This window comes from Rhizobium sp. CF080, assembly GCF_000282095.2.
Classification (GTDB): domain Bacteria; phylum Pseudomonadota; class Alphaproteobacteria; order Rhizobiales; family Rhizobiaceae; genus Neorhizobium.
This window is the reverse complement of the sequence record NZ_AKKC02000004.1, coordinates 41252-65855: the sequence shown is the minus strand read 5'-3', so window position 1 is coordinate 65855 and position 24604 is coordinate 41252. Positions and strand designations below refer to the sequence as shown.

At 62.1% G+C, this 24604-nt stretch carries 27 protein-coding genes and 1 tRNA gene; 9 read left to right on the top strand and 19 right to left on the bottom strand.

Features of this window, described 5'->3' with window-relative positions; genetic code table 11:
- Nucleotides 1-5: 5 nt before the first annotated feature.
- From PMI07_RS07430 to speB, 11 genes are all read right to left on the bottom strand, one after another.
- Entirely contained in the window at nucleotides 6-506 is a 501-nt protein-coding gene (locus tag PMI07_RS07430) for a MarR family transcriptional regulator (RefSeq protein WP_007759480.1), read from the bottom strand.
- Nucleotides 503-1372, bottom strand: a complete 870-nt coding sequence (locus PMI07_RS07425) for a fumarylacetoacetate hydrolase family protein (RefSeq protein WP_007759482.1) — start codon at nucleotides 1370-1372, stop codon at nucleotides 503-505. The genes PMI07_RS07430 and PMI07_RS07425 overlap by 4 nt, the downstream gene beginning before the upstream one ends.
- Nucleotides 1373-1400: 28 nt before the next feature.
- The gene (gene gtdA / locus PMI07_RS07420; protein ID WP_007759484.1) at nucleotides 1401-2450 is read right to left on the bottom strand and encodes a gentisate 1,2-dioxygenase; all 1050 of its coding nucleotides are present in this window, start codon (nucleotides 2448-2450) and stop codon (nucleotides 1401-1403) included.
- A gap of 164 nt (nucleotides 2451-2614) precedes the next feature.
- Nucleotides 2615-3517, bottom strand: coding sequence for an IclR family transcriptional regulator (locus tag PMI07_RS07415; protein ID WP_007759486.1), 903 nt, complete (start codon nucleotides 3515-3517; stop codon nucleotides 2615-2617).
- A gap of 59 nt (nucleotides 3518-3576) precedes the next feature.
- Complete coding sequence (locus tag PMI07_RS07410; RefSeq protein WP_007759488.1) at nucleotides 3577-4656, bottom strand: iron-containing alcohol dehydrogenase; 1080 nt, start codon at nucleotides 4654-4656, stop codon at nucleotides 3577-3579.
- 111 nt (nucleotides 4657-4767) lie between these two features.
- The gene (locus PMI07_RS07405) at nucleotides 4768-5538 is read right to left on the bottom strand and encodes a carbon-nitrogen hydrolase family protein (protein ID WP_007759491.1); all 771 of its coding nucleotides are present in this window, start codon (nucleotides 5536-5538) and stop codon (nucleotides 4768-4770) included.
- A 12-nt stretch (nucleotides 5539-5550) separates the two neighbouring features.
- Nucleotides 5551-6345 carry an ABC transporter permease gene (locus tag PMI07_RS07400; protein ID WP_007759493.1) on the bottom strand — a complete coding sequence of 265 codons (795 nt, stop codon included), beginning with the start codon at nucleotides 6343-6345 and terminating at the stop codon, nucleotides 5551-5553.
- The gene (locus PMI07_RS07395) at nucleotides 6342-7196 is read right to left on the bottom strand and encodes an ABC transporter permease (RefSeq protein WP_007759494.1); all 855 of its coding nucleotides are present in this window, start codon (nucleotides 7194-7196) and stop codon (nucleotides 6342-6344) included. Before PMI07_RS07395 ends, PMI07_RS07400 begins: the two co-directional genes overlap by 4 nt.
- Nucleotides 7193-8230: an ABC transporter ATP-binding protein gene (locus PMI07_RS07390; protein WP_007759495.1), complete on the bottom strand. Its 1038-nt coding sequence runs from the start codon at nucleotides 8228-8230 to the stop codon at nucleotides 7193-7195. The genes PMI07_RS07395 and PMI07_RS07390 overlap by 4 nt, the downstream gene beginning before the upstream one ends.
- Nucleotides 8231-8436: 206 nt before the next feature.
- Nucleotides 8437-9525 (bottom strand): ABC transporter substrate-binding protein, encoded by a 1089-nt coding sequence (locus PMI07_RS07385; protein WP_007759496.1) that lies wholly within the window; start codon nucleotides 9523-9525, stop codon nucleotides 8437-8439.
- Nucleotides 9526-9597: 72 nt separating this feature from the next.
- The gene (speB, locus tag PMI07_RS07380; protein ID WP_024163652.1) at nucleotides 9598-10656 is read right to left on the bottom strand and encodes an agmatinase; all 1059 of its coding nucleotides are present in this window, start codon (nucleotides 10654-10656) and stop codon (nucleotides 9598-9600) included.
- Nucleotides 10657-10841: 185 nt separating this feature from the next.
- On the opposite strand from speB, the gene PMI07_RS07375 reads away from it, so the two are divergent.
- The 3 genes from PMI07_RS07375 (at nucleotide 10842) to PMI07_RS07365 (ending at nucleotide 14358) form a co-directional block, all read left to right on the top strand.
- Entirely contained in the window at nucleotides 10842-11783 is a 942-nt protein-coding gene (locus PMI07_RS07375; RefSeq protein WP_007762615.1) for a LysR substrate-binding domain-containing protein, read from the top strand.
- Nucleotides 11784-11908: 125 nt separating this feature from the next.
- On the top strand, nucleotides 11909-13627 hold the full coding sequence (locus tag PMI07_RS07370; protein ID WP_024163651.1) for an ABC transporter ATP-binding protein: 1719 nt from the start codon (nucleotides 11909-11911) through the stop codon (nucleotides 13625-13627).
- Nucleotides 13628-13662: 35 nt separating this feature from the next.
- Entirely contained in the window at nucleotides 13663-14358 is a 696-nt protein-coding gene (locus PMI07_RS07365) for a DUF2161 family putative PD-(D/E)XK-type phosphodiesterase (protein WP_007769169.1), read from the top strand.
- Nucleotides 14359-14459: 101 nt separating this feature from the next.
- On the opposite strand, the gene PMI07_RS33965 is transcribed toward PMI07_RS07365, so the two are convergent.
- A complete protein-coding gene (locus tag PMI07_RS33965) occupies nucleotides 14460-14786 on the bottom strand; it encodes a hypothetical protein (protein ID WP_007769170.1) in 327 nt (108 codons plus the stop codon).
- An 87-nt stretch (nucleotides 14787-14873) separates the two neighbouring features.
- Nucleotides 14874-15737 (bottom strand): DMT family transporter, encoded by an 864-nt coding sequence (locus PMI07_RS07360; protein ID WP_007769171.1) that lies wholly within the window; start codon nucleotides 15735-15737, stop codon nucleotides 14874-14876.
- Nucleotides 15738-15938: 201 nt separating this feature from the next.
- Between PMI07_RS07360 and PMI07_RS07355 the strand changes: the two genes are divergently transcribed.
- The gene (locus PMI07_RS07355) at nucleotides 15939-17291 is read left to right on the top strand and encodes a PLP-dependent aminotransferase family protein (protein WP_051484160.1); all 1353 of its coding nucleotides are present in this window, start codon (nucleotides 15939-15941) and stop codon (nucleotides 17289-17291) included.
- A gap of 49 nt (nucleotides 17292-17340) precedes the next feature.
- Here PMI07_RS07355 and PMI07_RS07350 read toward each other — a convergent pair whose 3' ends face one another.
- The 3 genes from PMI07_RS07350 to PMI07_RS07340 all read right to left on the bottom strand — a co-directional run bounded on the left by PMI07_RS07350 (nucleotide 17341) and on the right by PMI07_RS07340 (nucleotide 19627).
- A complete protein-coding gene (locus PMI07_RS07350) occupies nucleotides 17341-18429 on the bottom strand; it encodes a GH25 family lysozyme (RefSeq protein ID WP_037085948.1) in 1089 nt (362 codons plus the stop codon).
- Nucleotides 18430-18557: 128 nt separating this feature from the next.
- Nucleotides 18558-19112, bottom strand: a complete 555-nt coding sequence (locus PMI07_RS07345; RefSeq protein WP_007763691.1) for a sugar O-acetyltransferase — start codon at nucleotides 19110-19112, stop codon at nucleotides 18558-18560.
- A gap of 29 nt (nucleotides 19113-19141) precedes the next feature.
- The gene (locus PMI07_RS07340; RefSeq protein WP_007763689.1) at nucleotides 19142-19627 is read right to left on the bottom strand and encodes a GFA family protein; all 486 of its coding nucleotides are present in this window, start codon (nucleotides 19625-19627) and stop codon (nucleotides 19142-19144) included.
- A gap of 91 nt (nucleotides 19628-19718) precedes the next feature.
- Here PMI07_RS07340 and PMI07_RS07335 point away from each other — a divergent pair, with 91 nt between their 5' ends.
- Nucleotides 19719-20636: an NAD(P)-dependent oxidoreductase gene (locus PMI07_RS07335; protein WP_007763686.1), complete on the top strand. Its 918-nt coding sequence runs from the start codon at nucleotides 19719-19721 to the stop codon at nucleotides 20634-20636.
- Between the two features lie 30 nt (nucleotides 20637-20666).
- On the opposite strand, the gene PMI07_RS07330 is transcribed toward PMI07_RS07335, so the two are convergent.
- Nucleotides 20667-21116: a DoxX family protein gene (locus PMI07_RS07330; RefSeq protein WP_007763683.1), complete on the bottom strand. Its 450-nt coding sequence runs from the start codon at nucleotides 21114-21116 to the stop codon at nucleotides 20667-20669.
- A 152-nt stretch (nucleotides 21117-21268) separates the two neighbouring features.
- Here PMI07_RS07330 and PMI07_RS07325 point away from each other — a divergent pair, with 152 nt between their 5' ends.
- Together PMI07_RS07325 and PMI07_RS07320 are read left to right on the top strand one after the other, a co-directional pair.
- Nucleotides 21269-21571: a SelT/SelW/SelH family protein gene (locus tag PMI07_RS07325; protein ID WP_007763681.1), complete on the top strand. Its 303-nt coding sequence runs from the start codon at nucleotides 21269-21271 to the stop codon at nucleotides 21569-21571.
- A gap of 101 nt (nucleotides 21572-21672) precedes the next feature.
- Nucleotides 21673-21759: transfer RNA gene (locus PMI07_RS07320), tRNA-Leu, on the top strand.
- Nucleotides 21760-21843: 84 nt separating this feature from the next.
- Here PMI07_RS07320 and PMI07_RS07315 read toward each other — a convergent pair.
- Together PMI07_RS07315 and PMI07_RS34785 are read right to left on the bottom strand one after the other, a co-directional pair.
- Nucleotides 21844-22122, bottom strand: a complete 279-nt coding sequence (locus tag PMI07_RS07315) for a tyrosine-type recombinase/integrase (protein ID WP_007763680.1) — start codon at nucleotides 22120-22122, stop codon at nucleotides 21844-21846.
- Between the two features lie 152 nt (nucleotides 22123-22274).
- Complete coding sequence (locus tag PMI07_RS34785) at nucleotides 22275-22787, bottom strand: hypothetical protein (protein WP_155956410.1); 513 nt, start codon at nucleotides 22785-22787, stop codon at nucleotides 22275-22277.
- 113 nt (nucleotides 22788-22900) lie between these two features.
- Between PMI07_RS34785 and PMI07_RS07305 the strand changes: the two genes are divergently transcribed.
- Both PMI07_RS07305 and PMI07_RS07300 read left to right on the top strand, forming a co-directional pair.
- Nucleotides 22901-23575, top strand: a complete 675-nt coding sequence (locus PMI07_RS07305) for an AAA family ATPase (RefSeq protein ID WP_007763674.1) — start codon at nucleotides 22901-22903, stop codon at nucleotides 23573-23575.
- The gene (locus tag PMI07_RS07300) at nucleotides 23572-23859 is read left to right on the top strand and encodes a hypothetical protein (protein ID WP_007763670.1); all 288 of its coding nucleotides are present in this window, start codon (nucleotides 23572-23574) and stop codon (nucleotides 23857-23859) included. Before PMI07_RS07305 ends, PMI07_RS07300 begins: the two co-directional genes overlap by 4 nt.
- Nucleotides 23860-24604: the final 745 nt, after the last annotated feature.

Genomic DNA, 24604 nt, shown 5'->3' with positions numbered 1-24604 from the left:
TCCCGTTACTCCGCCTTCTCCTGCCCCTCGATCGCTGCCTCTGCGCCGGCAATCGCCTTGTCAAGGAGTTCCAGAAAGACCTGCCGTTCCTCTGCGGACAGAAAGCGCAACAGATCCGCCTCGTGCTGCGGCGTCGAGGTTTCCACGAGGGCGGCGGCCTCGAGTCCGCTCTTGGTGAGGCGCAGTTCGTAGACGCGGCCGTCATCGGTTGCGCGGTCGCGTTCGACGAGTTTGTGTTTGATGAGCGGGCCGAGCGTCTGCACCAGCGTCGGCGGTTCGATTCGCAACCGCCTTGCGAGCGCGATCTGGCTGATGCCGGGATAACGGCGGATCAGCAGCAGCACGCCGCCCTGCACCGGGGTGACCGCAAGCGAGCGGGCGCGGAACCAGGTCTGCCAGTGGCTGCCGAACAGGGCCTGCAGGCGCCGGATGCGGATGCCGACGACACCGTCGAGAAGGACGGCATGGCCGTCCCTCTCTCCCGATGTGTTCGGCTCCGAACTCATGTCTTGTCCCAGTTGCCGTAGACCTTCACGTCCATCGAGCCGATGCCTTCGAACGTGCCGTGCAGCACGTCGCCGGGAGCGATCGGGGCGACGCCTTCCGGCGTGCCGGTCATGATGATGTCGCCGGGATAAAGCGTGTAGGCCTTGCTGGCGAATTCGATCAGCTTCTGGACGTTGAAGATCAGCATGTTGGTGTTCGACTTCTGCCGGCTTTCGCCGCCGATCGTCAGCTCGAAATCGAGATTGTTCGGGTTCGGGATCTCGTCTGCGGTGACCACATAAGGGCCGAGGACGCTGAACGTGTCGAGCGATTTGCGGTAGCTGCGCTCTTCCGGGCCGCGGATGGTGATGTCGTAACAGATCGCATAACCGGCGACATAATCCAGCGCGTCGGCTTCCGAGACGCGAAACGCCTTTTTGCCGATGATGACGGCAAGTTCGATCTCGTGATCGGTGCGGCGGTCGGCCCAGTCGACGACGACGCCTTCCGACGGGCCGATCAGCGAGCTTACCGCCTTCAGGAACACGCCGGCCTCGGCAATCGGCTTGATCTTCATGCCGTGATGCAGCTGATCGCTGTCGAGCACTTCATCGAGATGGAGCCGGTAATTGACCGGCGCGCCGACGATCTTGCCGGGATTGGCGATCGGGCTCAGAAGCGCGACATCTGACAGCGGCTTGGAAGGCGTGGTCTTCGCCATCTCTTCCATGACGGGGCGTAAGTCCGCGAAATGGGCCATGAACTGGTCGCCGTGGGGCAAGGGGTAACGGTAGTTCGGCAGGCGGTCGAGGACGCTCGTGACGTCCTTCACCTGATCGCCGACGACCACGCCGAGACGATTATCGTCGTAACGACAAAAACGCATGATTTCTCTCCCTCATCCTGGTGTTCGCTCAGACGCGGGTGCGGTCTTCGCGGAAATAGCCGAGCTTCTCCTGGGCCACGCGGTCGGAGAAGCAGAATAGGACGACGTCCTCATTCGCCTTGAACGAGCGCCACGACCAGCCGGGCACGACGATCACGTCCTTGGGGCCGAAGTCGAAGGTTTTCGCGCCTATGGTGATCGAGCCGGTGCCTTCGGCGATGCACATGACGATATGGTCCGTTGAGCGGATCTTTGCCGTTTCCATGCCCTTCGGGAAATGGCTGAGCCAGGCGGACATGGTCGGCATCGTCCAGCCGCCGTCGAGCGGGTTGGAGTATCGCAGCGTCGTGCCGATATGCGTGTCGACCGCCTCGCCGCGGGATGCGCGGTAAAGGGCTTCGCGGCTGCGCTCATATGGATAGTTGAAGATCGGCGTCGTCTGGCCATAGGGGCTCGTGCCGCCGATCGGCAGCATGCCGGAACCGAAACGGGCGAGCGAGTCGCCTTCCGGCCGAAGCAGTTCCTGCTCGGTGTCGTTGGAATCCTCGCGGAAGACGGCTTCGAAGAAGGCGATCATCGGCACGTCGAGGCCGTCCAGCCAGGCGGCCGGTTCGGTGCCGTCATTGCCATGGTCGTGCCAGGTCCAGACCGGGGTGATGACGAAATCGCCGAAGGACATGCGGGTGCGCTCGCCGCCGACGGACGTGTAGGCGCCGGTGCCTTCGAGCATGAAACGTAGCGCCGACGGCGTGTGGCGGTGGGCAGGCGCCACTTCGCCCGGCATGATGATCTGGATGCCGGCATAAAGCGTGGAGGTGGCGCGCGACTGGGCCGGGAAGGCGGGGTTTTCGAGGATCAGCACCCGGCGCTCCGCCTCTTCGGCGGTCAACAGGCTGCCGGATTCGAGGATCAGCGGGCGGATGTCGTCGTAACGCCAGCGATGCGCCTGTGCCTTGGAGGTTGGTTCGGGCGGCAGCATGCCCTTCATCACTTCCCAGAGGGGCGCCATGTTGTGGGGCTTGATCCGCGCATAAAATTCTTCCCGTTTCGCAACGGTGGCTGCATCGATCTCGTGCATGAAATCCTCCTCCTCGGCTCCTCCAGCCATGGATCGTAAGGTATACTAATTAATTCGATGGCGTCAATCGTGGACATATGATGGAGGGAGATCAGCCAATCGCGCTGTCCTGCTTCACTTCACGCGAACCTTGGTCACACGAGGGTGCGCACTATGAGCGGCAATCACCGCCCCGCCGCGCTCTTCGTCCTTGTCGGCTTCGCTGCCACGGGCGGTGTGTCGTCGTGCTTGCCTTTGGCCCCGCGGCCAGGTGCGCCGAGTCGTTCGGAAAGCCGGTGTGCGGCGGCCATCAGCGCGTCGATGGTCGGTTTCTTGCGGGGGCCGGCGAGCTGTTTGTCGGAGCCGAGCACGGTCATGGTCGCGACGATCCGGCCGCTATAATCGAAGACCGGTGCGGCGACGGCGGCGAAGCTCGAATTGATGCTGTTGATGGTCATCGCATAACCCTGTTTGCGCACGGTCTCGATGATGTTCTGGATGTCCTTGGGGGTCGTGATGGGCGGCGCGGGCGAGGTCCTGTCATCCGACGAATCCCGCTTGGCCGCGGCGATCTCGTCCTGCCGCACCGCCATGGTCTCGCTCTCGTCGAGATAGGTGAGGAAGACCTGGCCGGTCGCCGAGGTCAGAAGCGGCAGCACGTAGCCGAGGCGGACGGCGAGAGACCCCTGCCGCTCGCCATCCACCTTGGAGACGATGCCCGGGCCGCGATCGCCCCAGAGCGAAAGATAGGTGGCGAAACCGGCGGTGCGCTGCAGCGCTGCGAGCTCCTCACGGGCGAATTCAACCACGTCGAGCTGACGGATGGCAGACAGGCCAAGCTGGATCGCAAAACGGCCGAGCCCGTAATGGCCGGTGACGGGGTCCTGGAAGGCGACGCCTTCCTTGACGAAGCTCACGAGATAGAGATGCGCCTTGCTCGGCGGCATGCCGGCAGCAGCCGCGATATCGCGCAGCGGCAGCGGGCCGTTCGCGGCCTCCATGGCGCGAATAACCTGGAAGCCGACCTCGATCGACTGAATGCGGCGCTGGGTCCATTCCTCCGGCGCCTTGGCCTTATCTGACGGCATCCTAAATCCCCTGTGTTCCCAGATGATTATATTTATATTTGCAGCAGGTCGAGCCCGCTTTAAGCGTAGTTTTCCACAGCCCGGAAGGCAGCGGCGAGGTCATCCGCATCGAGCATCCGTTCCTGGTTGACCAGGAAGGGACTCTTGGCACATAGGGCAGCCAAGCGTTCAATCGCCGCGTCGCCGATATCCGGCAAGCCAAGCGCCGAAAGCCGGCGCGGCATGCCGATTTCGTCGTAGAAGCCAAACAGCGTCGTCAATTCTTCCTCGGGGCGGGCCTCAGCGATGGCTTGTACCAGTGTGCCATACGCGGCGTGTTCACCATGCAGCGAGCGCTTGCGGACCGGCTCGATCGCACCGAGTTCGGTCGCAACCGCATGGGCAATGGAGAGACCGGTATTCTCGAAGGCGACCGCGCTGAGCCAAAGGATTGCCTCGATGACGGCTTCGAGATCCGGCGTCACCTCGCCGGTGCCGGCCACCCGCATGGCGCCGGGCCCGTGTTCGAGCAGCATCCGGTAACAGATATCGCCGAGCATCACGCCCGTCTTCAGCGGCCGCGTGCCCTGCTTTGAGAGGCCGGTGCCCTTCCAGGCGCCTTCCGTCTCGAATTTGGCGGTCAGCGCATCGCCGATGCCGCCGAGCAGCAGACGGGCAGGAGCTTTTGCGATGACTGTGGTGTCGACGATCACGAAAGCCGGGTTCTGGTCCATCTGTTCGACGGCGATCATCGTGTGATGGTCGTCGTAGATGACGATGCCGCGGGTCGAGGGCGCATCGGTGGAGGCGACCGTCGGCACGCTGACGAAAGGCAGGCCGGTGCGGCGCGCCACACCCTTGGCGACATCGAGCGTGCGACCGCCGCCAATGCCGACCACCACTTCGCCACCTTTTGCGCGCACCAGTTCGGCCAGGCGGTCCATTTCCCTGTGGGTGACGTCCGCATCGAAGGGAATGACGGTCGGCGAAATATCCTGCCGGTTCAGGGTCTCGGTCAGCTCTGCCTCGATATGGGGAAGCACGACCGAATCGCAGATCGCCACGACCGAACGGCCGAGTGTGGCCGCCTTTTCGCCGAGCTGGCTCAGCGCCCCCGGGCCTTGAATATAAAAGGCCGGCGCCCGGAATATACGTGTCATGACTCCCCCCGGAATGCTGCAGCCTCGAATGCTATACAACATTATCAAAGAAATGGGAGTTTGGCTAAGGTCGTATTGACTTGGAGGCCGTATATGGTCGCGGCCTGGAACTCATACGAGATCGGCGAGATAGGTGTTTTCGGCGCGCGACTGGATGTATGCCGCCGGGTCTATCTCGGCGATGATCAGCGCCTCGCCCTCGGCGGGTGCTTCGGCAATCACCTTGCCGTCCGGTGCTGCAATCCGCGACAGGCCGGCATAGGAAAACCGGCCATCGGAACCACTGTGGTTGATGTAGGCAACAAAAACCTGGTTTTCGAAGGCGCGGACCGGGATCATGTGCTCGGCGATGAAGGCGCCGGACCAGCCGGTCGGCAGCGCCGTCGGCACGACCACGAGATCGGCGCCGCCCTTTGCGAGCTGCCGGACGTTTTCCGGGAACTCCACATCGTAGCAGATCAGGAAACCGAGCCTGATGCCGCCGAGCGTCACCAGAACCTGGCGGCGGTCCTCCTGGGCGAACCATTTGCGCTCATAGGGACCGTAGAGATTGCATTTGCGGTAGACCGCCGTCTGGCCCTTGCCATCGGTGAAGAAGGCGCTGTTGAAGGTGTTTTCGAAGGTCTTTTCGGCAAAGCCCGCGACGATCGCCAAACCGAATTTTGAGGCAATCTCCGAAAGTCGGTCGGTGACCGGCCCATGCGCGGGCGTGGCAAGATCGGGGAATTTCTCAGCCGCGCCATAACCGGTCAGCGCCAGTTCCGGCGCGATCAGCAGCGCGGCGCCCTGGGCGGCAGCCTCGGCCGCAGCCGCATCGATCTTGCCGAGGTTCGCCTCGACGTCACCGACGACGGGTTGCATCTGGAAACCGGCGATTTTCATGTGTCTGTTCCTTTAGCGCTCGTCCGACATGGCGCCGAGCAGTTTCGGCAGGTCGCCGAAGCGGGCCACCAGACCGAAAATCACTGCCGCGATCACCAGAAACAGCACCGTCACTGCCGCCATGGTCGGCGTGTAGCCGTAGCGCAGCGCGTTGAAGATCTTGATCGGCAGGGTTTCCATGGTGAAACCGACGGTCATATAGGCGACGATATATTCGTTCAGCGACAGAACGAAGGCGAATGCATAGCCCGAGACGAGATAGGGCAGGATCAGCGGCAGCACCACGGTGCGGAAAATGACGCGGTCGTCGGCGCCCATGGTGGCGGCGGCTTCCACCAGCGAACGGTCGATCGCCGAAAAGCCGAGTGACAGGGTCACCAGCGGCAAAGTGACGAAGAAGATGCCGTGGCTGATCACCGCCGTCCACGGCTGGCCGTAAAAACCGGTCGTCGCCCAGAAGGTGAGCAGGCCGAGCGCGGTGATGACCGGCGGCAGGGTGAAGGGTGCGACGCCCAGAAGCTGGAAGATATTGGCCCAGGGAGCGATCCGCCGCCACAGGAACCAGGCGAGCGGCAGCGCTATCAGCAGGGCCAGCAAAGCCGAGGAGGCGGCAAGCGTCAGCGAGGCGATCAGCGCATTGCGCCATTCGGCATTGGTGAAGATCTGGCCGTACCAGGAAAGCGAAAAACCCTGCGGCGGGAAGGCGAGCGTCTGGCGGGCATTTACCGAGACCCCGGCGACGACGATCAGCGGCAGGGCCAGGAACAGGCCGACGACGAAAAAGAACAGGCGGCGGAGTGATGTCATTTCGCTTGCCTCTGCTGTCCGGCGTAGAGCGCTAGGCCGACCAGCGCCAGCGACACGAGCACGAGGAAAACGGCCATGGCGGCGGCGAACGGCATGTTCGACTGGTAGATCGCCTGGTCGGTGATCAGCACCGACAGCGTCCAGTGCTGCGGTCTGCCGAGCAACTGCGGCAGCAGGTAGGAGCCGAGCGCGAAGATGAAGACCATGATCAGCGTCGCCAGAATGGTATTGCGCAGCGCCGGCACCACGACGGTGAAGAAGGCTTTGACTGGTGAGGCGCCGAGGGTGCGGGCCGCTTCGGTCAGCGTCGGGTCCAAGCGCACCAGCGCCGGATAGAGGACCAGGACCGTATAGGGGAAGGCCTGGTAGGTCATGGCGGTCATGACGGCGCCGAAACTTGGCGTCAGCGCTTGTGCCTGTGCCATGAGTCCGAGCCACACGAACAGGTTGGTGATGCCGGCGGTGCGGGAGAAGAGCGTCGACCAGGCAAAGCCGATCATCACTTCGGACAGCGACAGGATGGAGAGTAGCACCACCAGCCAGACGATCTGGATCTTTCGCGCCGACCGGGAGAGCAGATAGGTGAAGGGAATGCCGATCAGCACGCAGGCAATCGCCACCGCGACGGCCAGAAACAGTGAGAAGCCCAGAACCTTGCCGAAGAACAGGCTGATGAATCGGGCATAATTGTCGAACACGAAGGCGGGCGTATAGAAGCCGCCCTGTTCGCGCTGGAAGAAGGACACGGCGATCATCGTGGCAAAGGGCACCACGAAGAACACGGTCAGCATGCCAGCCGGGAAGAAGAGCGGTCCGTAGTCGGCAAGGCGTTGCGGCGGTTCGCGTCTCATCGGGCGAGCACCACGCTGGTGGCGGGATCGAGCCGGATGCCGACGTTCTGGCCGACCGAAACGTCCGGCCGGTTGCGCGGCGACGATACGGCGATCACCTGGGTGCCGCCTGCCTCCACGAAGGTCTCGATCGCGCCGCCGAGATCGCGGATGAAGGTGACCGTGCCGGCAATCGCGCCATGGCCGGGGGCGGTTAGCTGCACGTCTTCCGGTCGCACCGACAACATGCCTTTTGCCGCACCGGCGGGGAGCGAAATTCCCTCGACCACCTCGCCGAGCACGCTGGCGCGACCGGCGCTGTCGGCTGCGACAGGCAGGAGATTGGTCTGGCCGATGAAATCGGCGACGAAACTGTCGGCGGGGCGGCGGTAGATATCGACCGGGGCGGCTGCCTGGCGGATCTCGCCGCCGTTCATGACGACGACCGTATCGGCCATGGTCATCGCTTCGCGCTGGTCATGGGTGACGACGATGGTGGTGATGCCGAGCCGCTGCTGCAACTGGCGCAGCTCGACCTGCATCGCCTCGCGAAGCTTCGCATCGAGCGCCGACAGCGGTTCGTCGAGCAGGAAGAGCTTTGGCGAGATGGCGAGGGCGCGGGCGATCGCCACGCGCTGCCTTTGGCCACCGGAAAGTTTTGCCACCGAACGGTCCGCGAAGCCCGACAGGTGGATCATCGCCAAGAGCTCGTCGACGCGTTTCTTCTGGACGTCCTTGGGCGTACCGCGGATGCGCAGCGAATAGGCGATGTTCTCGCCGACCGTCAGGTGCGGGAAAAGCGCCAGCGACTGGAAGACCATGCCTAGATCGCGCTTGTGGGTGGGTACCGCGGTGATGTCGGCGCCGCCGAGTTCGATCGAGCCGCCGGTCGGAAGATCCAGGCCGGCGATCATCCGCATCAGCGTGGTCTTGCCGCAGCCGGACGGCCCGAGCAGGCAGACGAACGTGCCATCCGGAACCGAAAGGTTCACGTCGTTGACGGCCGTGAAGTTGCCGAACTGCTTCGTCACATGGTTGAGGTTCAATCCGGACATGCGGTCTCCGCGGTTTTAGCCCCTCTTAAATTTGATAGAGAGGCGTGAAGCAGCCCCCTCATCCGCCTGCCGGCACCTTCTCCCCGCTGGGGAGAAGAGGTATGCCGAACCGTTGCCGCTCCTCCTCTCCCCTTGGGGAGAGGGTGGCCGAGCGAAGCGGAGGCCGGGTGAGGGGGCTTCTGGTTCCGACCTTATACGGATTCAGATCAACCCGCGATCATCTCCGTCCACTTCTGGTTCAGGAAGTCGGACTTGGTCTGGTAGAGATCGTAGCGCGGGATGATCGGCTCGATATCCGAGGAGACCGAGGCGAATTCGGCGGCGGTCAGGTCGAGCAGGTCGCGCTTGACGGTCGGCGAGGTGCCGACCTTGCGCGACAGGGTCGCCTGGATGGCTGGCTGGCACATGTAGTTGATGAACGTGTGCGCTTCCTCGGTCTTCTTCGAGGCACGCGACAGCGCCCAGCAGCCGCTGTCCTGGATGCCGCCTTCCTTCGGGAAGGTCGAGCGAACCGGACTGCCCTGTGAGGCGGCAAGGCCGGTGACATCGTGGTAATACTGGCCCATCGGGATTTCGCCCGACTTCAGCGCCTGTTCGAACTGCGCTTCGTCACGATACCAGAGGCGGACGTTCGGCTTCACTTCCGCGAGCTTTTCAAGCGCCTTGAGGATGCCTTCGTCGGTGTCGAGCGCCTTGGTTCCGCCCAGATAAGTCTTGGCGGTCACTTCGAGCAGGAAGGAGTTGGAAACGAGCGCCAGCAGGCCGAGCTTGTCGGCGTTCGCCTTGTCCCACAGGGCAGCCCAGGAGGTCGGGGCCTCCTTGTAGACCTGCGTATTGGTCACCAGCGTGATGTACCAGGAGACGGCGCCGATGCCGGCGATCTTGCCGTCCGGATACTTATTGACGAAGTGATCGATGAGGTTCTTGGAGTTCGGCAGCTTGGCGGCGTCGAGCGGTGCCCAGAGATTGGTCGACTGGCCTTTCAACATGGCAACCTGTGACATCATCGAGACGTCGGCCGGCGCGGCACCCGCCTTGGCGGCCTGTTCGAGCTGCACCAGCCAGGCTTCGCCGGTCGGCTCGGCGACTGATTCGATGGCGATGCCGGTCGCCTTGGTGAAGTCCGGGAAAATGTTCTTGTCGAACGAATCCTTGAAGAAGCCGCCATAGACGCCGACCTTCAGCGACTTGTCCTGGGCGCGCAGCACCGAGGGCATGGCCAGCATGGAGGCACCGGCAAGGCCGGCACCAAGCACGCCACGACGGCCGAGTTTGGCGTTCAGAATGTCACGCATGTTTTTCTCCTTTGTTTTTTGCCCGCCGGTGCTTCGCCGGCTGGCGAGTTCCCTTATTATCAGCAGTTTATGTCAGGCCAGGCCCTTCACGGAAGGGCTGAAAACCATCAAGCTCAGGATTTCGAACAATATCTGGGCGCCCGCATGGGCGGTGTTGTTGGTCGCGTCATATTGCGGCGCGACCTCGACAACGTCGCCGCCGACAATGTTGATGCCCTTCAGCCCACGGATGAGTTCCAGCACTTCGCGGGTGGTGAGCCCGCCGATCTCCGGTGTGCCGGTGCCGGGCGCAAAGCTCGGGTCGAGGCTGTCAATGTCGAAGGAGACATAGGTCGGACCGTCGCCGACAATCTTCTTCGCCTTCTCGATGATCACGGGCAGCCCCATGCCGGTCACTTCCTCCGCATGGATGACGGTCATGCCGGACTCGTAGGAGAACTCCCAGAGGTACTCGGCAGCACCCCGGATGCCGATCTGGATCGTCCGGGTGGGATCGAGCGCGCCGTCCAGCACCGCGTTGCGGAACGGGCCGCCATGGTGAAACTTCGTTTCGTCGAAAAAGCCGCTCGTATCGCAATGGGCGTCGATATGGATCAAACCGACCGGTGCCTTTCTGCCGACCGCCTTCAAGATCGGATGGGTGATCGAGTGGTCGCCGCCGACAGATAGAGGAAGTACGCCGGCATCGACGATCTGGTTGATGCGCTTCTCGATGTCGTCATGGCTCATTTCCAGCCGGTAGCGGCTGCGGAAGGCCACGTCGCCGATATCCGCGACGTTCAGTTCATAGATCGGCGCGCATTCCATCACATGGTTGTAGGGTCCGACACGCTCGATCGTGCGTAATGCGCGAGGCCCGAAGCGCGAGCCCGGCCGGTTGGTGACGCCGAGATCCATCGGCATGCCGACCATTGCCACCTGGAGGTCGCCGAAATCCGGGTTCTCCGCATCGAGCGGCATATAGGGCGCATCGAGAAGCGTTGGAATGCCCGCATAAGGCGCGACGCGGGTGCCGGCCTTGTTGAAGATCTTTTCGCCGACCTTCTTGAACTTCGGATCGAAGATCTCGCCGCCGGGGCTGTCGAGATATTTTGCGCGCAGTTCCTCGAGCTTCTTCGCATCGAACGTCATGATCGCCTCACCTGTCTGCAGAGCTGATTGTGTGCAGCCTAATTTTTGTCCCGCCGGGCTTGCCGCCCTTGTTTTCATCATTATCCGTCAGGTGCGGGTGGAAAAGCAATTGAGATTGTTCTAGCAATAGCTGTGAGAAAAACTAACAGTTAAGATCAATTCGAGGATCAGTCCGGAGATCGGAAATGGCCAACCGCCTGCCGCCCCTCAATCCGCTGCGCGCCTTCGAGGCGACGGCGCGCCGCGGCTCGGTTTCGGCGGCGGCGCGGGAACTCAACGTCACCCATGGCGCGGTCAGCCATCAGATCAAGGCGCTGGAGGGGTCTTTGAAGGTCTCGCTGTTTGAGCGGGGTGCGAAACGATTAAAGCTCACCTCGGAAGGCGCACTTCTTTTGCCTGCCGTCAGCCATGCCTTCGGCGAGATTGCTGCCGCGACCGCGCAGATGAAACGGCCGGCGACTTCAGGCGAACTGGCCATCACCTGTGTTCCGGCGCTTCTGTCCTTCTGGATCGTGCCGCGCCTCAATTCCTTCACCGAGCAGTTTCCCGGGGTCCGGCTGAAGCTCGCCGCCTCCAACGATCCGGCCGTGCTGCATTCCTCGGATGTCGACGTCGCCGTGCTATATGGCGACGGCAACTGGCCGGATGCCTGGACGCGGCTCTGGAGCAACCTGCAGCTCTTCCCGGTCGCCAGCCCGACCCTGCTCAACAGTCGGCCGCTGCGCTCGGTGCGCGACCTGGAAGACCATGTCCTGCTGCATGGCGATGCGGACGGGCGCGAATGGAACACCTGGCTTTCGGCAGCAGACGCCGTCGACCTGCCGCGCCGGCAGCAATATTTCATGGGCGACGCCCGGTTTTCGACCGAAGCGGCGCTGCATGGTCAGGGCATCGCGCTCGGCGATACGATCACCGCCAGCAAGCTGATCGCTCGCGGCGAACTGGTCGTGCCGTTCGATTTGAGTGTTCCGGCCAATGACGCCTTCTACGTCGCCTGTCGGCCGGCCATGCGTTCGGCGCCGATCGTGCGGGTGTTCATCGACTGGCTGTTCGCCTCGCTGGAGGCGGATCAGCTCGCCGAACCGCACACTTCGGCCCGTACCCTGTTGCGCAGCCGCCGCGCCTGATATCGATCGCCCTCTCTATTGTTCCGGCGATCACGAGAACGAAGGTTTACCTCGTGGGAGAACCCGGCTAAGCGGGTTCCAAAACTTGCCTTCGCTGCTCACCTATTGATTTCACAGAGTGTCCGATGCTTCGTCGTTTCTTTGCCTACTACCAGCCCTATCGCGGCCTTTTTATCCTGGATTTCGGCTGCGCGATCATTTCAGGCGTGCTCGAACTCGGCTTTCCAATGGCGGTGAAACTGTTCGTCGATCGGCTGCTTTTAAGCCAGGAATGGCTGCTGATCCTGCTTGCCTCGGCGGCGCTCCTGGTCATCTATGCGATCAATACCGGCCTGATGGCGATCGTGACCTATTGGGGCCACATGCTCGGCATCAATATTGAAACGGACATGCGCCGCGCCGCCTTCAATCACCTTCAAAAACTCTCGTTCAGCTATTTCGACAACCAGAAGACCGGCCATATCGTCGGGCGCCTCACCAAGGACCTGGAAGAGATCGGCGAGGTTGCCCATCACGGGCCGGAAGACCTGTTCATTGCCATCATGACTTTCATCGGCGCGCTTGCCTTGATGTTCTCGGTCAACCCGCAGCTGGCGATGATCACCGCCGTCGTCGTGCCGCTGACCGCCTGGGTCACCAGCCATTTCGGCGGCCGCATGACCGACAATTTCCGCCGTCTCTTCGGTCGCGTTGGTGATTTCAATGCCCGCATCGAGGAGAATGTCGGCGGTATCCGGGTTGTGCAGGCCTTCGCCAACGAGCAACACGAACGAGAGCTCTTCGAACAGGACAACCAGAACTACCGGCGCGTCAAGCTCGATGCCTACAAGCTGATGGCGGCGAGCAGCTCGCTCAGCTACATGAGCATGCGGCTGACCCAAATGGTGGTGATGATCGCCGGCGCCTATTTCGTGCTGTCGGGCGAACTGACCGCCGGCGGCTTCATCGGCTTCCTGCTTCTGGTCGGCGTGTTCTTCCGCCCGGTCGAGAAGATCAACTCGGTGATCGAGACCTATCCGAAGGGCGTTGCCGGCTTCCGCCGCTTCACCGAACTGATCGATACCGAGCCGGATATCGCCGACGCACCGGATGCGGTCGACGTCGATCATCTCAAGGGCGAGATCGCTTACGAGAACGTCTCCTTCGGCTACAGCCCGGAAAAGCCGGTGCTGGAAAACGTCAACCTGGCCATCCGCGCCGGCGAGACGATCGCTTTCGTCGGCCCCTCGGGCGCCGGCAAGACGACCATATGCTCGCTGCTGCCGCGCTTCTACGAGATCGGTGGCGGCAGCATCACCATTGACGGCATGGACATCCGCAAGATGACCAAGGTGTCGCTGCGTCAGCAGATCGGCATCGTCCAGCAGGACGTCTTCCTGTTCGGCGGCACGATTCGCGAGAACATTGCCTATGGACGCCTCGGTGCCAGCGAGACCGATATCATCGAGGCGGCTCGACGGGCGCGGCTCGAAGAGATGCTCGCCGGCCTGCCGCAGGGCCTCGACACGATGATCGGCGAGCGCGGTGTCAAGCTTTCGGGCGGTCAGAAACAGCGCGTCGCAATCGCCCGCATGTTCCTGAAGAACCCGCCGATCCTGATCCTTGACGAGGCCACCTCGGCGCTCGATACCGAGACGGAACGCGCCATTCAGGGCTCGCTTGCCGAACTCTCGCAGGGTCGCACGACGCTGATCATCGCCCACCGCCTCGCGACCATCCAGGGCGCCGACCGCATCGTCGTCATCGACGGCAACGGCATCCTCGAACAGGGTACTCACCAGGACCTGATTGCTAAACGCGGTGCCTATACCAGGCTGCACGCGGCGCAGGTGGGGATGATGTGATACTGTCGGCCGACTGATTCACTCTGCCGGACCGCATGGAAACTTCGCTTTATCTCCCCGTCAAAACCTTTCTCGAAAGCTTCGGATACGAGGTGAAGGGGGAAGTGAGCGGTTGCGATCTGGTGGGGTTGAGCGGGACGGATCCGCCTGTCGTTGTCATCTGCGAGCTGAAACTGACCTTCAATCTCGAACTGATCCTGCAGGCGGTCGATCGGGCTGGCGTTTCAGACGAGGTCTGGATCGCGGCTCGTGTTTCCGCAAAGGGCAGGGGGCGCGAGGCGGATAAACGGTACCGCGATCTCTGCCGCCGGCTCGGGATCGGCATGCTCGGCGTCTCGGATCAGGGTGAGGTGAGCGTGCTGGTCAGTTCTGTCTCGCCGATGCCGCGCACCAATCCGAAGCGGCGCACGCGGCTCGTCAAGGAGCATCGCAAACGGCGCGGCGATCCGGCGGTCGGCGGCAGCACCAAGATTCCGGTCATGACCGCCTATCGGCAGCAGGCGCTCGCCTGCGCCTCGGCGCTTAGCGGCGGTCCGCTTCGGCCGCGAGATCTCAAACAGGCGGCGCCCACAGCGGGTGCGATCCTGCGTGCCAATTATTACGGCTGGTTCGAGCGCATCGATAAGGGCGTCTATGGGCTGACGAATATCGGACGGCAGGCGCTGGAGCGTTGGCCGCAGACGATGCCTGGCGAGATCGAACTGTCCGTGCCGAGCGATATCCGCGGATAGCCCTGTACATTTCGGAGCCCCCTGACGCATTCCTGCGCCAAACAGAAAAGCCGCCCGCCTCGAAAGGCGGACGGCTTTTGTTTATCTAATGAGCAACAGCCTTACGGCTGCGTGCCGGTGCCACCAGTTGCACCACCGGCCGGCGGAGTTGCCGGAGCGGGGCTAGCTGCCGGCGGAGCTGCCGGGGTGATCGGAGCCGGTGCGGGTGACGACGTAGAGTTGTCGGTTACCGGCGGATTGGTCGAAGAGGTGGTCTGAGGGTCGGTCGAGGAACCGCCCATCTGCGACCATACGAATGCGCCGACCAGAATGACGGCGATCACGGCTACCCACGGCACCCACGAGGAGCTGCTGCCGGTGCGAATTTCCGTGGCCCGGAGGTCCGGATCACGGGGCTCGAACTTTCTGTCATTGGGATCAAAAGTCATGATTGCTTCCTCCTTCTGCAGCCGGATAATGCCTCGATACGCGTTTGGTTCCCGATTTCGTGAACGGCGCAAGCAGGTCGTGCCGAATTAACGTGCAAATCTCTTGGCGCCTGCCACGCAGGCAACCACTGCAAGCGTTGCCCCGAACATGCCGAGGCTGACCTTTTCCCCGAGGAGGGCGGCGGCCAGGAGCAGGCCGAAAAACGGCTGCAGAAGCTGCAGTTGGCCGACGCCTGCAATGCCGCCGAGCGCAAGGCCGCGATACCAGAAGATGAAACCGATCAGCATGCTGAACAGCGAAACATAGGCAAGGCCGAGCCAGGACGTGCTGTCGAGGTTTGGAAACGCCGCCGGCACGACCGCGATCGACAGCGCGAGCATGACGGGCAACGAAAGCACCAGCGCCCAGGAGATGACCTGCCAGCCCCCGAGCTTGCGCGACAGGCTGGCACCTTCCGCATAGCCAAGCCCGCAGACGATAACTGCTGCCAGCATCAGCAGATCGCCGACCGAGGAGGCTGCCTGTTCCTGAAACAGCGCGAAGCCGGCGACGATTGCACTGCCGACGCAGGAGAAGATCCAGAAAACGGGTTTTGGACGCTCGCCACCTCTCAACACCCCGAAAATCGCTGTCGCGAGCGGCAGGAGGCCGATGAACACGATCGAATGCGCCGAGGTGATGTGCTTCAGCGCAAGCGCCGTCAGCAGCGGAAAACCGATGACGACGCCGAGCGAGACGATGGCGAGCGGCAGGAGATCGGACCGGGCCGGGCGTTTTTCGCGGAAGGCCAGCAGCAGGCACAGCGCGAGCAGGCCGGCGATCGTGGCACGCGCCACGGTTAGGAACAGCGGATCGAAATCGGCCACCGCAATCCGGGTGGCCGGAAGTGATCCGCTGAAGATCAATACGCCGATCATGCCGTTGATCCAGCCGTTTGCCGTGTTGTTCATCGAAAGTCTCCTGTATTTGCGGGCATTTCCCTTGGACGCTCGTCCGGGCGCATTCCTTGGGATTGTCCCGCTATCGGCCGGAAACCCTGGTGCCACCAGAGACAATGCGATACAATTTGCAGAAACTGTTATGGTTCATGGAGCAGTACGGTGGATACAAGGGCGGATCAGAAGGGCGGCGGCCAGCGTATCGGGGTCGTCATGGCGGAGATTCGCAGCCGTATCGCGGGGCGCGGGCTGGTGCCCGGCGCGCGGCTGCCCTCGGTGCGTGCCTTCGCCAAGGCTATGCATGTCTCTGCCTCGACGGTGGTGGAAGCCTATGAGCGGCTGGCCGCCGAGGGGCTGATCCGCTCGCGGCCCGGGTCCGGTTTCTACGTGTCGAGCCCGCTTGCGCCGCTGTCGCTCTCCGAGATCGGCCCGAAGCTCGACCGGGCGGTCGATCCGTTCTGGGTCTCGCGCCAGGCGCTGGAAGACGGCGATCTCCTCAAGCCCGGCTGTGGCTGGCTGCCGTCCTCATGGATGCCCGAGGCGGCGATCCGGCGGGCCCTGCGCAGCCTGTCGCGCGGCGAGGATCGGGTCCTGTCGGACTACGCCACCCCGCTCGGTTCGCCGCAATTGCGGCAGCTCCTCTCCCGACGGATGGGGGAGCACGGCATATCGGCGGCCCGGGACCAGATCTTGCTCACTGAAACCGGCACCCAGGCCATCGACCTTCTCTGCCGTTTCCTGATCGAGCCGGGCGACGCGGTTCTGGTCGACGATCCCTGCTATTTCAATTTCCACGCCCTGCTGCGTGCCCATCGCGCAAAGGTCGTCGGCGTGCCGATGACGCCGGTCGGGCCGGATATCGAGGCTTTCGGACAGGCGCTCGATGAGCACAAGCCGCGGCTCTACATCACCAATTCCGCGATCCACAACCCGACCGGCGCGACACTCTCGCCGGTCGTGGCGCACCGGTTGCTGAAACTCGCCGACCGGGCCGGCCTGACGATCATCGAGGACGATATTTTCGCCGACCTCGAACACGAGCCGGCGCCGCGGCTTGCCGCTTTCGACGGGTTGGAGCGGGTCGTGCATATCGGCAGCTTCTCGAAGACGCTGTCGGCCTCGGTGCGCTGCGGTTTCATCACCGGAAAGCCGGAATGGATCGAAGGCCTGGTCGATCTGCAGATCGCCACCAATTTCGGGACAGGGCGGCTGTCGGCCGAACTCGTATTGTCGTTACTCACCGACGGCAGCTACCGGAAACATCTTGAAGAATTGCGCGTCCACCTGTCGCGGGCGATGGAGGTGACCACGATGCGGCTCGCATCGCTCGGCATCACACCCTGGCTGCAGCCGCGGGCCGGCATGTTTCTCTGGTGCCGGCTACCGGACGGGATAGAGGCGGCGGAGGTGGCACGCGCCTGCCTTGCCGACAATATCGTGCTTGCCCCGGGCAACGTGTTTAGCCTTTCCGAGAAAGCCGGGGGCTTCCTGCGGTTCAACGTCGCGCAGTCGCAGGACCCGCGGATTTTTCAGAGCCTCGAAAGGGCGCTCGGCCGTTTGGGCTGACAGCTGTAACTGCGACGTCGTGGGAGGGCAGCTGTGGTTCTCCGGTGGCTCAATTCTGCGCCAGGGTTGTGCGCGGTCCGATCCAGTTGTGCCATTGCTCCTCACTGCCGTGAAAGACGTTGAGGTCGATCTTGCCGTCGACGCCGTGCGACAGGCCGGAGCCGGAATATTGCCAGAACAGCCATCTGCGGCCCGGATAGACCTTGGAAGGGTGTTGGGCGACGGCACGCAGCCAGAATGGGTAGTTGAGCAGTTCGTCCGACAGGTTGTCCTCGTAGAAATCCGGCGCCGTGTAGATGATTGGCCGCTGGCCGTAATAGCGCTCCAGCTTGTCCATGAAGACCTGCATCTTTTCCAGCACGCGGGCGCGGGAAAGTTTCGCCTTGCAGCTGGACTCGCCATTCCATTCGACGTCGATGACCGGCGGCAGCGCGTCAGGATCGCGCGGCACGTTGCGGATGAACCAGTCGGCCTGTTCGCCGGCGGTGCGGCACCAGTAGAAGAAGTGGTAGGCGCCGCGTTTGATGCCGGCTTCCTTGGCCCTGCGCCAATTGGTCTTGAACATCGGGTCGAGATGATCGCCGCCGTCGGTCGCCTTGATATAGGCGAAGTTGGCTCCTTGCGTCCGGAGCTTCGCCCAATCGATGTCGCCCTGCCAGCGCGACACATCGACGCCGTGCACCGCATAACTTCTCGGCGAGACCCTGCCGAAATTGATCGGCTTGGCATCGCGGAACTGGCGGCTGTAGATCTGCATGCGACCGCGGCGGGGTGCGGTTTCCAGAGCCGGCTCATCGGGCGCCAGCATGGCGATCGGCCGATCGGACGGAAGCGGCATGCCGACCGTCGTTTCCCGCGCGAAGGCCTGTGGCTCCGGCGTCGGACCGTTCCAGGCGACATCCTGCTGCGGCAGCGCTTGCCGCTGGGGCAGGGCTTGCTGCGAGGGTGCTTGCGGCGCACCGACTCGCGAGGTCTTGCCGATGCCGACCGATGGGACAGGGGCGGCGGGCAGGTCGACGGAGCCCGTTTTTTCCTGCGTGGCGACCCCGGCCACCAGCTCGTCCGGGCCAGATGTCGAGGCGCAGCCCGCCAAGGCGAAGCAGGTGACGAGGAGTGCTGGTACAGCCGATAAACGCATTTGAAAACCCGTACGCAAAACAACAAAGACGGCCGCCCCTTGCCGTCGATAACCCCGGATAGGAATTGCTAACGGAAAATTACCAAAAAATGCTGAATCCAATCTTTACGCGGCGCGATGTTCTGAAATCAGTCACGCGGCGTGATCAGTCGCGCCGGATTTCCCGCAACCATGGCGCCTGGCGGCACGTCCCGCGTCACGACCGAGCCGGCTCCGACGATCGCCCGGTTGCCGATCGCAATGCCGCCGAGAATGATTGCCCCACCGCCGATCCAGACGTCGGCGCCGATGTTGATCGGGCGGGCGACTTCCAGGCCCTGAGCTCGCAGCACGGGGTCACGGTGATGATCCGCGCAGTAAAGCTGCACGCCTGGCCCCAGCATGCCGCGGGCTCCGATCCTGACCGGAGCGGTATCGAGGATTGTGCAGCCGGCATTCAGATACACGCCTTGCTCGAGGAAGACATTGAAGCCGTAGGCGCAATGGAAAGGCGCTTCCAGAAAGGCGCCGGCTGCCGAGCCGAGCAGCGCCTGCAGGGCGGGCGCCATCGCGCCGCGCTCGGCGGGCGGCATGGTGTTATGCGCATGGACGGCGGATCGGGCCTTGTCCCGGAGCGCTTCGAGTTCCGGATCGAGGCAGCAATACCATTCGCCTGCCGCCATCTTTTCGCGTTCGCTCGCCATGTCGTCTCCTCCGGCTGCCTTCTCGCGTTTCAGCGTTCCGCTCCAGCCTTGATCCGCGCTGTCTCGCGCCGCGCGACGCTTTCCGCCGGCCACATCGCCTTGGAGCTGTAGTAGTTCTCGAAGATTTTGGCGCCTTCCGGCAAGCCCACCCAGGCGACTTTCGAGCGGGTGAAGATATGCACGTCCGGGGAGAATTCGGTGCGCCTTTCGAGCGTCTGAACCCGGATGAATAACATCCATTTGCGTCGGCCGTAATCGCTCCAGACCGCCGTCTGGCATTGCGGGCAGCGGTAGATATCGTGGGGCAAGCCGCTATCGGTCTTCATGGCCACTGCGACCGGCCAGGCCTCGGTGATCTCCACCCGCTCGGCTTCGATCAGGGCATTGATAGCAAACGCGCCGCCGGTCTGCTGCTGGCAATCGATACAATGGCAGCAATGGATGAACATCGGCCGCCCATGCATGCGATAGCGGACCTTGCCGCAAAAGCAACCGCCTTCGAATATCTCGCTCATCTGCCGTCCGAGCTCCCTCAGCATCACTCATGTCGAATATGAAATATTCCTCGGTCCTCCCGCAACGCAAAATGAACAAGACGAGATCGCCATGTTCTGCTTTAAAGTTGGCGAACACGACATGAGCAGGATCAAACGCATGACAAAAGAGCGCATTGGTATCGTCGGGCTCGGCCGGATGGGCAGCGCCATGGCAAAACGCCTTGCGGCGCAGGGCTTTGCAGTGACGGGATGGACACGCAGCGGCCTTTCCACGGACAAGGCTGCGGCCATTGGGATCGCCGCCTCGGTCGATCTGGCGGCACTTCTCTATGCTTCGGATATCGTCATTCTGGCCCTGCTCGACGATGCGGCGGTGCACGCCGTGCTCGATGAGCTCGCCGACGCCGATCTGGCCGGTAAACTCATCGTCGATACCAGCACCGTCAGCCCCGACACGCTGCGCGCCCATCAGGACGCGATGGGCAAGGCTGGGGCGGCGCTTCTCGACGCACCGATTTCCGGCGGGCCGGAAATGCTGCTCGCGGGTACGGTCGGCCTCTATATCGGCGGCGGGGAGAAGGATTTTCAGCGTTTCTTGCCGATCGCCGAGGTGCTTTCCAACCGCATTCATCACGTCGGCAAGCTGGGCGACGGTGCATCCGCAAAGCTCGTCAACAACATGATGCTGATGGGGCTGTGGCAGATCATGAAGGAAGCCGTAGAAGTCGGCGGCAGGGCGGGGCTTGAGCGTGACAAGATGATCGAGATCCTGTCCGGCAGCCCGGCTGCGAGCCCGGCCATGCGGTCGCGGCTTCCGGTCATTCTCGGCGAGACCGAGGCGGTGGGGTTTCCGGTCTCCGGCGTGCTGAAGGACATGGGCGTGGTCCTCGATCTTGCCGGGCATCTCGGCGTTGCAACGCCCGCCATCGAGGCGGCGCGCGCGAGCTTCAAAGATGCCGCGGCGCTCGGATATGCCGAGGCCGATCTCGGCACGGTGGTGCGGCTTGCGCTCGAAGGAAAAGGCTGAGCCTGGAGCGGCACAGCCCTTCCGGAAAACCTAGAAAGTCCGGCCGAGGCGGGCGTCGACCGAGTGGCTATTGCCGCCGCGCAGGGCGAAGAACAGGAAAATCGCCGCCCAGAGAATGGACTTTTCCGCGCCGGCGAGGCCCTGGTTCTGGGCGATGCCATGGAAATAGACGGTGACCAGCAGCACGATCATCGCCGCGAAGGAGGCGGGGCGGGTGAAGAGGCCGATGGTGACGAGAATGCCGCCGAAGAATTCCGTGGCGGAGAGCAGCGGGGACCAGAAGACGCCCGGATAGAAACCCAGGCTTTCGACCATGCCGACCGCGCCGAACGGGTTGGTGATCTTGCCGAAGCCATGGGTGACGAGCAGCAGGCCGGCTGCGACGCGCAGGATCGTCTCGACGATCTCATGGGCGGAGGTATAGACAGGGGCGAGTGCCGGAATGATCAGGCGGGAGCGGGTGGTGGATTGAAGAGCCATAGAACCTCTTTCTATAAAAGCGATGCGACTATCGTCGCTGTAGCTCCAAATTGACGTTCGCGGTCTCCCTGTCGAGATGCGTGCGTTCAAAAACTTGACCTTTCTGGTTGACATTATTGTGAGACCGAATTGACTTGGGTAGAAGGCAAAACATGATGGAAAAACCGCGCATTACGATTCTTTATTGCATCCAGTGTAATTGGCTGCTCCGGTCCGGCTGGATGGCGCAGGAGCTGCTGCAGACTTTTGGCGACGCACTTGGTGAAGTGGCGCTGATCCCCGGCACCGGCGGCAATTTCGAGATCCAGGTGAATGGCGAGCTCATCTGGGAACGCAAGCGCGACGGGGGATTTCCCGGCCCCAAGGAGCTGAAGCAGCGGGTGCGCGACGTGATCGAGCCGAGTCGCGACCTTGGCCACGTGGACCGCAAGGCGTCCGAAAGTGGCGATGCCTGAGGCCGTTATGACGGATCCATGAAGGTTTTTTGGCGACTGGCACGGAAACTTCAAAAAGCCAGTTGACAGGGGAAGGTCACACCCGTACATGGCTCTCCGTCGCCCAGATGGCGGAATTGGTAGACGCGCCAGCTTCAGGTGCTGGTACCCGAAAGGGTGTGGAGGTTCGAGTCCTCTTCTGGGCACCATTCCATTTTTCGAGCATTGATTTTGCTTGATTTTATGCCGATTTTTGTCCCGCTTTCTCCAACTCGGTTTTGTGTGGGACAATGTCATCGGCAGATCGTTCCGATCTCAACTTTATGGATGGAGCCTGCCGCGAGCTTTCTACGGTTCGCCTGCTTGGTATAAAGCGTCGTCTGCTTTTTGGTCGTCCATCCAAAGATAGCCATCAGTTCATCATCGGTCGCGCCATTCTGGGCTGCGATCATGGCGCCCGCTTTGCGCAGTCCGTACGTGGTGCAATGGAATAACCCTGCCTCATCGCACCATTCGCGAATCTTCTTGCCAAGCCCATTGACGGAAAACGGCTTGCCATATTCCGTCACCATATATGCCATCTGCTTAGGGGGTCTGTGCATCGAGGGATTTTTGCAGCTCCTGAAGGATCGGGATCTGAACCGTCACGCCGCTTGATTTTGATGTCTTGCCTGGCCTGATCGTCAGCCGGCCGTCGCGCACGTGCTGTGGGCTCATGATTGGATCAGGTTTGCCGTTGTACCTGGCGGGTGTTTCTGAATTCGTCGACTGTCTCCATCCCCCAACCCAACATCGCCGCGACGCAGAGTGCCGCGTGTCCTTGTTCGGCCGGTCGCTGGATTTTTGCTGCGACGGGCGCCGCCTGGAGCCTACCGTGGAGCCCCGGTCCGAATCGGTCTTCATCCTTGACCGCGTGGCTCGCCTGCACGCAGGTTCTGGTTTGCTTGATAATGCGGATCGCGAGAATATCACGGACATCGGGTGGGTCTATGCGGGGAGTATACCCTGAGGCCCCACGGCCAGTATAGCAGCCGAAATGTGGTGCTGCTGGGATGACCCGAAAGCAGCGATGGTGCACAGCAAGATGTGACGCAACCGCGTCAATGCGCGTTGACGTGAATTGACGCAAATGCGCCTTGTCGCGTTCTAGCCCGTTGCTCCGCACCGCAATCTGCAGATTGCTTATCCGTAATCCTCCTCGTTCGATTTGATTGAACTCGCCGTTAATATGCGTCATGATTGACGCATATTAACGCGGACGCATTGAAAGCCGTCATGAAGCATGTTAACGCTAAGCACGCATCTCGGCGCATCATGCGGCTCCACCATCAACGAACCAGAGGCGGAATCATGCCTGTCATCACTGTTGCGAACCCAAAGGGCGGGGCTGGGAAGTCGACGACGACACTCGTTCTCGCAACCACGCTGGCGCAGCAGGGCGCCAGCGTCGTCGTTCTGGACTGCGATCCGAATCGGCCGATCGAAGGGTGGAGGCGCGGAGCCTCGAAGAATCCCGTTATCGTCGATGGCACCATCACCGAAAGTACCATCACCGCGAAGCTCGACGAGTATCGCAGGAAATACCAGTTCGTGTTCGTTGATCTCGAAGGCACCGCCAGCCGGCTGATGTCTCGGGCGTTAGCCAGGGCTCAGTTGGTCGTCATCCCCATTCAGGCCAGCCCGACCGACGCTGAGCTGGCAGCGAGAGCCATCCACCTCATTCAAGAGGAGGAGCAGGCGTTCGAGAAGACGATCCCGTACCGCATCCTCTTCACGAGGACGTCGCCGGCGATCGCCACCAAACTCGAGAAGCAGATTACAGGCCAGCTTACGGCAGGGGAGGTGCCCACCTTCCGCAATCACCTGTACGAGCGATCGGCGTACAAGGCGCTCTTCTATTACCAGCTCGACCTGGCCGAACTCGATCCATCCGACGTAAACGGGCTACCGGCGGCAAGGGACAATGCCCTGCGGCTCTCTGAGGAACTTGTCGATCTCGTCGCTAGCGTGAGGGCTGCAGCATGACTGGTAAGAACCTTGGCTTCGGTAAACTTGCCGATATCAAACCGGACACTGGGTCTGAGCCTGTGATTTCAGACCGCAAGATTGACGAAATCGGCGAGCGCCACGGCTTCGTAACCCGCGAGCCGGTCCAGAAGCTGACGCGCCGACGGCCCGCCGAACCGTCTGCCAACCTCAACATCCGCCCGTCGATCACGACGTTCAATCGCTTTTTGCAATTCTGCGAGCGGAACCGGATGTCCTATCCGGAGGCGCTGAAAGAACTTATGGACAGGGCAGGAGTATAGTTGACGCAGCTGCGTTAACGCACATGAACGCATTTTCGGAATGCGTGTGGATTCGGAGGATGATGGTCGGGCTCACCCGTTTGCCAAAACTGTTAACGTACGCTGGGGGAACCCGAAGTCGAGACTCGCACGTCGAAATTCGGGCAGTCAGGGGTCACTTTTTGAATAAGGTGATCATCGGCTCATGCAATATCAGCCCACTGAGGCAAGAGGGTGGAATCATAGCAACCTATCTTCCATTTTCGGAATTGAACTTTCTCGCCTCGTTCCACGGGTCAGGGCGGATGAAGATCCACCAGCAACCTAAGAACGGAGAACTTACGGCTTGGACCGGAGGGCGCAGTCAACCTCGATCGTTTAAAGGCTGTCGTTGGCATCGTCGATCACGTTCAGCGGGCCGAGCTGACGCGGCAACACGAGTTGAAGCGGAGCTTGGACTGAGGCTGGAAGGAGGGGAGAAGCTTCACCGTGTCAGGCAAACTCAGAAGTAATTCCGCTGTTTTGTCCGATGATTTGCGATCTCTCTTATAACAGCCTGAATGGCCGATAATGCAAGATTATCGGACGTATTATGGGTCGACAACGCGTGCGGTTTGGTGGATATTTATGGCGATAAGCAGCACGACGGATTTATACTCGATGCGCCTCCACCCCGCCAGGCCGGCAGCTGGCGTTCGAGTTGGCCCTGAAACGCATTGCGGTGGCGACCGGTTTGGCGGCCGTATCGAGGACGAGAGCGCGTGGG